Origin of the sequence: Caballeronia choica, from assembly GCF_001544535.1 — a bacterium.
Classification (GTDB): domain Bacteria; phylum Pseudomonadota; class Gammaproteobacteria; order Burkholderiales; family Burkholderiaceae; genus Caballeronia; species Caballeronia choica.
Map to the genome: position 1 here is coordinate 1 of NZ_FCON02000236.1, position 7,715 is coordinate 7,715.

Sequence of the window (7,715 nt, forward strand, 5' to 3'; positions counted from 1 at the left end):
TGAAATCCCGTGATGGTGAAGTACAGCGAGCCATACAGATGCGTCGTCGGGCCATAGGGATGGTCGTGCCACTCCTTGAGCTGGACGCCGACGAAGACAATCCCCAACACGATGCCGACGCCCATCGAAGCCACGCCGAGCCGTAGCCGCTTACGTCGAATGCATCGTTCGCAGAACCACACGAACACGCTGCTGGACAGCAAAACCAACGTGTTGGTGCTCCCGATCGCGAGCTTCGGCAGGCCCTCCGGAGGCCAATGTTGCGCCGATTGCGATGCGAGATAGAGATACGAAAAGACCAGGTAACCGAATAAAGCTGACTCCGTGGCAATCATGGTCCACACACCCCACCAACCGCTGGATCGCTCGCCCGCGCTGCCGATGGGCAGCGCCCGGGTTGTGTCGAATGCATCGATCGCATCAGCCAATTCCGTCTCCCGCTTCGTGTACAGGGTATGGTTCGCGTTGCAGAAGGCCCCGCTCGGGCCAGAGCCACGCGATCACTGAGATCGCAGAAGCGCCGAGCATCGCCCCCGTGAACCACCATGCGTGAACGACCATGCCGGCAAATACGAGCGATGAAAAACCGCCCAGGAGGAACGGCGCATACGAATCGCCCGGCATCTTCAGGATGATGTGCGGTTCGCCATCGAGGGCCGTCGTGCCCAGTGCCTCGCGCCCATGGTCGAGGATGTAGCCTTGATCGAGCACGGACCCGGCTTTGTCTCCTCGTTCACTCACAAGCCTGTTCTCCCACAATGGATGGCGGCTTCCGACAAACGGGACAGTCGCGAAGTTATAAGGCGGCGGAGGCGACGGAATGGACCACTCGAGCGTGGGTGCGTCCCACGGGTTGTCGCCAGCGGCCGAGCCTCGCTTGTAACTCCACGCGAGATCGAACAGAAAGATCAGCACGCCAAGCGCGAACACGAAGGACCCGAGCGAGGTGATGAGGTTGACGGTGTTCCATCCCATATCGGCGGGATAGGTGTAGATACGGCGCGGCATGCCAAGGAGGCCCGCGATGTGCATCGGAAAGAAGGCGACGTTGAACCCGATGAACAGAACCGCAAAGCCGAGCTTGCCAATGCGTTCGCTCATCATGCGGCCGGTGAACTTGGGAAACCAGTAGTAGATGCCGCCGATCACCGGAAAAACGTTGATCCCGAGAAGCACGTAGTGAAGGTGCGCCACGACGAAGTAGGTATCGGTGAGTTGCCAGTCGAGCGGGACGGCGGCCGTCATCACGCCGGACACGCCGCCGATCACGAACAGCAGCACGAAGCCCGCGAAATAGAAGAAGGGAACCTTGAACACCGGACGGCCGGTATAGATCGTCGCGACCCATGCGAAGGTGGCGACCGCGCTGGGAATCGCGATCACCATGCTCGCCGAGCCAAAGAACGCCAGGCCAAGCGCCGGAATTCCGGTCGCAAACATATGATGTATCCATACGATGAAGCCCACCACCATCGTCGCGACCGTCGCCAGTGCCACCGGCGTGTAGCCGACGAGCGGTCGGCGGCAGAAGACAGGCAGCGCATCGGAGACAATCCCCATCGCCGGCAGCACCACGGCATAGACCCACGGGTGCGCGAACATCCAGAACATGTGTTGCCAAAGGAGCGGCCTGCCGCCATTCAAGACATCGAAGAAATGCGTGCCGAACTGCCGGTCGAGCCACAACATCAAGAAGGCGAGACTGACCGCCGGCACGGCCAGCAGATTGCCGCCGGACGCCGTCAGCGTGCCCCACACGAGCACGGGAACCCGGTCGATGGACATGCCGGGTGCGCGCATGCGCGCCAGCGTGGCGATGAAGTTGACCGAGCCGACTGTCGTCGAAATGCCGAGCAGGACCATGCCGAGCGCATAGACGTCGATGTTCGGGCCGGTGTCGTATTCAGGACCGGAGAGCGGGACGTAGTTGAACCACCCGGCGTTCGGCCCCTGCCCAAACGGGAAGCTTGAATAGAGGAAGATCCCGGCGAACAGGAACACCCAATACGAGAACGCATTGAGCCGCGGGAATGCCATGTCGCGCGCGCCCAGGATGAGGGGCCACAGGTAGTTCGAAAATCCCGAGAGCACCGGCAGCGCATAAAGGAAGATCATCGTCACGCCGTGCATCGTGAAGAGCTGGTTGTATTGCTCCGGCGTGAGCAGCGCGGCGTTCGGACGCGCAAGCTGAAGCCGCATGACCAGCGCCTCAACGCCGCCCATCAGCAGGAAGACGAAGGCCGTCACGATATAGCGCAGACCGATGCTCTTATGGTCGACGGTCGAGAGCCAGCCGCGCCAGCCGGGTTCGGTCTCCCAGATTTTTTGCAGGCGCAACTGCGTCGGACTTCCGGGCGGGACGCGGCCGATCTCGGGCACCCGCGAAAGCGCCGGTGGCCTCGGCGACGATGCAATGCGTTCAGGCTCAGCAGGTGCGCTCATGGCTTCATCATGCCGGTGGTTATCGCAGTGTGGCGAGGAAGGCCGACAGGTCGGCGGCTTCGTCACGGCTCAGGATCATGCTTGGCATCATCGATTCGGGCTTGATCTGCTGGGCATGCGTGATCCAGTCGAGCTGGTTTGCAGCGGTATTGGACAGCATGCCGGCGGCAATCAAGCGACGCGTATTAAGGTGCGTCAGGTCGGGCGCCTGTGCTCCAACAGCCGACGAACCCCGGATCGCGTGACAGCCGGCGCATCGCTCGTCGAACAGCTTCTGCCCGGCCGCGACCGACGGGCTCGCCGCCGTTGACTGCACGTGTGGCTGGGCTTGTTGCGCCCGCCACGCCGCAAAATCGGCGCGGCTCTGCGCGATCACTTCAAGCGCCATATGCGCGTGCTGCGCACCGCAAAACTGCGAACACTGGCCGCGATAAACGCCGGGACGATCAGCCTCGATCCATTGTTCATTCGTTTGACCGGGGATCGTCTGCGTCTTGCCGGCGAGGACCGGCACCCAGAACGCGTGGATGACGTCCGCGCTTTTGAGCTCGACCTTGACCGGTTCACCGGCGGGAATGTGCATCTCGTTCGCCGTGACAAAGCGTTGGGCCGGATCGGCGGAATCGGCGTAAGCGATCTTCCACCACCAGTCGTACGCGGTGACGGTGATGGTCAGCGAAGGCGCACCGTTCGGCCTGGCGACGCTTTCGAGCGTCATCAATGCGTAGACGAGCATTGCGACCAGTACGACTGCGGATACGCCAGCGCCCACGTAAATCCAGTTCGATCCGCCGCCGGTCGCTGCCAACGCGCCAGGGTCGCCGGGGTTGCCGGGAAGCGGCACCGGTCGGCGCCTCAGGATCGCGACGGTCAGCAGCACCGCGATGATCAGACACACGCCAGCGCAGATTCCCGCAAAGACCCAACCCAGCCTAAGGGTCGGCGTCGCCGCCGGTCCTGCCGCATGAAGGAAGTAGTTCAGCGGCGCAGCGACCTCGGCTGCCGATGCTGTGCGGAGCCCGTGCGCCGCGAATATCGCGGCGAGAACCTTAAGGTCTAGGTACCTGACGCGCCCGCGCGGCGCGGCGCGAATAGCGTTGATCATTTGACAGGCTCGGCACCGCTACGGGCCGAACTCTCATCATCGGGAGCCACGCGGCGTCCCGCAGTCATGGCCATGCCCGCATTGACCAGCGCGACATGTGAGAACGCCTGGGGGAAATTTCCGCACAGCCGCTTTCTCCTGAAGTCGTACTCTTCGGACAGAAGCCCCACGTCGTTGCGAAGTTCAAGCAAGCGTTCGAACAACGCCCGCGCCTCCGATTCGCGGCCCTGGAGATATCGAACATGCGCAAGCCAGAAAGCGCAGGCGAGGAAGGCCCCTTCCCCACCTCCAAGTTCACTGTTAGCCGCGTCGATGCGATAACGCAGCACCAGTCCATCCTCGATCAATGCATGCTCGATCGCATCGACCGTCCCGCTCACACGAGGATCGTCCGCGCGCAAAAAGCCGGTGAGCGGGATCAATAGCAGACCGGCGTCGAGCGTGTTACCGCCATAGATCTGCGTGAACGTGTTGAGATGTCGATTGAAGCCGTGCGCCAGCACATCCTCGCGGATGCGTTCGGCAAGGCGTCGCCAGTCCTCGGTGTGACCCTGCTCGCCGAACTCCTGGGCGGAGCGCAAGGCGCGATCCACCGCGACCCACGCCATGACCTTGGACAACGTGAACGCTTTGCGACCACTGCGCGCTTCCCAAATGCCATGGTCCGGTTCGCGCCAGACGTTCCCCAGATGGGCGACCAGCCCTTGTTCCAGTGACCAGGCGTCGTCGTCCGGTGGCAGGCCGGCCTGCCGGCATACATACAACGCGTTAAGGACTTCTCCGTAGACGTCGAGTTGCAACTGGCCAACGGCCGCATTGCCAAACCGCACCGGGGCGGAGTGCTCGTAACCGGGCAGCCACGTGCATTCCCACTCGTCGACGCGACGCGTGCCGTCGAGCGCATACATGATCTGCACCTGCGCCGGGTCGCCGCCGATCGCTCGCACGAGCCAGTCCCGCCAGCGTGCGGCTTCATCGTGATAGCCGCCGGCAAGCAGCGCCTTCAGCGTGAAGCTCGCGTCGCGCAGCCAGCAAAACCGGTAGTCCCAGTTACGCTGACCGCCGATGGCTTCCGGCAGTGAACTGGTCGGTGCAGCAATGACTCCGCCCGTTTCCAGGCTCGTGAGCGCCTTGAGCGTGACCATCGAACGCTGAATCGCCTCGGCATAGGGACCGGTCGCCGCGCTGCGCGCCGACCACCCGGACCAAAATGCCGCCGTGGTGTCGAGCGCGGTGTTCAGATCGGGAACGGCCGGCGGTGGACTGGTCGATGGGACGCAGGTGAGCGAAAAATCTCGTTGTTCGCCCGGCGCCATGTTGAAACTCACCCGGACGTCGTTGCCCACGCAGTCAAGCTCGGCGGAAGAGTCGAGCCAAAACGTCTGAGGACCGGCCATCAACTGCACGCGTGATCCCGCTTGCTTACTCCACGGCACCGCCCGCCCGTAATCGAAGCGGACAGTCAGTTCGCATTCGATCGATACTGGAGCGCCCTCGCAACGCACGCGGCGCGCGAGCACGGGCGGCGTGGCGCCCCAGACCATCCAGTCCGTCAGGATGACCGTGCTGGGTCCCGCGACCAGTGTCGTCTCGAGGATGAGTCCGTCACCGCGATAGCAGCGCTTGGCAGACAGGACTGGTTTGCGTGGCGCGATGCGCCAACGTCCGTTGCGCGCGTCACCGAGCAACGCGGCGAAGCATGTATCGCTGTCGAACGAAGGCCAGCACAACCAGTCGATCGAGCCGTGCCGATCCACGAGCGCGGCGGAGCGGCCGTCTCCGAGCAAAGCATAGTCCTCGATTCGTGCGGCCATCGCCGCCTCCTAGCGCTTGTCGAGCCGTCTGCCCACCCGGCGAAAGACGAGCACGGCGGCCATCAAAGCTGCACACACCGACAGGCCACGGTGAGTGTCGAGCCACAACGTCGCGCTCGTTTCGCGGGACTCGGGGTCGAAAGCGCCGCGCACGCGGTGCGCGCCGGAAACGGGATGCCACAGGTCCGTCGGCCGATCACCTCGCAGCGCTTCCGGACGCTGCTGCATCGCGTAGCCATTGCGGCCGAGGTATCGGTCCAGCAATCCCGGGACCACCTTGTTAGCGAGAATCGCCTTGATCGACGAGAGACCGACAAACAATTCGCGCCGACGGTGCGTCGCGGCCCAAACAATGGCGCGCGCTGCCACTTCGGGTTGATAGATTGGCGGCACGGGCTGCGGCGCATGCGGCATGTGGCACTCCGCCCAATCGAACTGCGGCGTGTTGAGCGCAGGCATCTGCACCATGGTCAGATGCACGTTGCTGCGTTCGTGCAGCAATTCGCAGCGCAGCGCATCGGTGAATCCGCGTATCGCATGCTTGGCGCCGCAATAAGCCGATTGCAGCGGAATCGAACGGTAAGCCAGCGCCGAGCCGACCTGCACGATGACGCCGTGATTGCGCCGGTTCATCCGCTTGAGGGCTGCCATCGTTCCCCATACATAGCCGAGGTAGGTGACCTCGGTCACGCGGCGGAACTCCTCGGGTGTCAGACGCTCGACCGGCGAGAACACGGTCACCATCGCATCGTTCACCCACACGTCGATAGGGCCCAGTTCCGCTTCGACCCGCTCGGCGGCCGCCTCGACCGCGTCGGCGTCGCTGACATCGACGGCGATCGGCAACGCGCCTACGCCGAACTCGCGCAGTTGAACCGCTACTTCCTCGAGCGCGGCCAGATCGCGGGAGAGCACCGCCACATTCGCGCCGCGGCGGCCAAACGCGAGGGCCGCTGCCCGCCCGACCCCGGCGCTCGCCCCCGTGATGACGACTGTCCTCGGATTCCGTATGCTGTTTGTCACGCCTGCTCTCCGTTGTCCTTCGCCTGCCCCGCCCGTATGTCTCTAGAGTTCGCCGCGCGTTCCCAGCGCTTCGATGCGATCAGCCGTGCGGCAGGCGATCGCCTGAATCGTCAGGGACGGGTTCACGCCACCGACGGTCGGAAACACCGAACCGTCGCAGATCCACAGATTCGGAATGTCCCAACTGCGGCAATCGGCGTTCACGACGCTCGTGCGTGGATCGTCGCCCATGCGGGCTGTGCCGTTCAGGTGACAGGTATCGTCGGTCTGGTTCCATATCTCGCTCGCGCCGGCCGCACGCAGTGCCTGTTCCATGAAGTCGAGCGAATGCGCGATCAGACGGCGATCGTTGTCGCAAAACGAATAGGTGACGCGCGCGACCGGCAGTCCGTACTGATCCTTCTCGTCGGCAAGTGTCACGCGGTTGCGCTCCTGCGGCAGCGTCTCGCCAACGATCTTCAATCCGGCCTGATGGTTGTACTTCTGCATCTCGCGCATGAGCGCTTCGCCCCATAGCCCGCGTCCGTTTTGCGTCGCGGCCCACACGGTCGGCAGCGGCCCCTGGCTCATGTAGCAATAGCCGCCGAAAAAGTCCTTGCCCTTGTCGGTGTAATTCCAGTGCTCCGTGAGCGCAAGCGACGGCGGTCCCTTGTACCAGCGGATTTCCTCCTTCATCACGCCCCAGGTGGCCTGGTTCGACTGCACCATGAGGTTCTTGCCGACCAGGCCGGAACTGTTCGCGAGTCCGTCCGGAAAGCGGGCATTCGCCGACATCAGCAACAGGCGCGGCGTCTCGATCGCATAACCCGCAACCACCACATTGCGCGCCCGCTGGAATTGCCAGCGCCCTTCGCGGAAATATTCGACACCGGTCGCGCGGCCATCGTCGTTCGTCTCGATGCGGCCGACCATCGCGAGATCGCGTATCTCGGCGCCCGCGGCGAGCGCGCGCGGTATCCAGGTGACGAGCGCGCTTTGCTTGGCATTGGTCGCACAGCCCGACACGCAAAAACCCCGGTAGACACATGGATGCGCCTCGCCACGCGGCGCGGACAAGGTGGCGAGCGGCGTGGGCGACCAGGCGATGCCAAGCGCCTCGGCGCCTCGCGCGAGCACGAGTGCGGCGGCGTTCAGCTCATGCGGACGGTACGGGTAGCGCGGGCGCTTCGGGCCCCACGGATAGCTGACGGGCCCCGAGATCTTGAGTGCATCCTCGACCTCGGCGTAGTAGCGCCACATCTCGCGCCAGTCGATGGGCCAGTCCGCGCCATAGCCAAGGAGGCTCTTCGACTTGAACCACTCCGGGCGAAAGCGCAACGACACCATCGCGA

At 63.9% G+C, this 7,715-nt stretch carries 6 protein-coding genes; all 6 read right to left on the minus strand.

What is annotated here, in order from left to right; translation table 11 throughout:
- Positions 1-428 (minus strand): cytochrome c oxidase subunit 3 (locus AWB68_RS40810; RefSeq protein WP_235028786.1); only part of this gene is annotated, 428 nt, incomplete at its 3' end.
- Positions 421-2,442 carry a cytochrome c oxidase subunit I gene (ctaD, locus tag AWB68_RS40815; protein WP_087649844.1) on the minus strand — a complete coding sequence of 674 codons (2,022 nt, stop codon included), beginning with the start codon at positions 2,440-2,442 and terminating at the stop codon, positions 421-423. The genes AWB68_RS40810 and ctaD, both read right to left, overlap by 8 nt.
- 19 nt (positions 2,443-2,461) lie before the next feature.
- Positions 2,462-3,547 (minus strand): cytochrome c oxidase subunit II, encoded by a 1,086-nt coding sequence (coxB, locus tag AWB68_RS40820; RefSeq protein ID WP_087649845.1) that lies wholly within the window; start codon positions 3,545-3,547, stop codon positions 2,462-2,464.
- Positions 3,544-5,361: a glycoside hydrolase family 15 protein gene (locus tag AWB68_RS40825; protein ID WP_087649846.1), complete on the minus strand. Its 1,818-nt coding sequence runs from the start codon at positions 5,359-5,361 to the stop codon at positions 3,544-3,546. Before AWB68_RS40825 ends, coxB begins: the two co-directional genes overlap by 4 nt.
- A gap of 9 nt (positions 5,362-5,370) precedes the next feature.
- Positions 5,371-6,384: an SDR family oxidoreductase gene (locus AWB68_RS40830; protein ID WP_235028787.1), complete on the minus strand. Its 1,014-nt coding sequence runs from the start codon at positions 6,382-6,384 to the stop codon at positions 5,371-5,373.
- A gap of 42 nt (positions 6,385-6,426) precedes the next feature.
- Positions 6,427-7,715 (minus strand): GMC family oxidoreductase (locus tag AWB68_RS40835; RefSeq protein ID WP_087649848.1); only part of this gene is annotated, 1,289 nt, incomplete at its 5' end.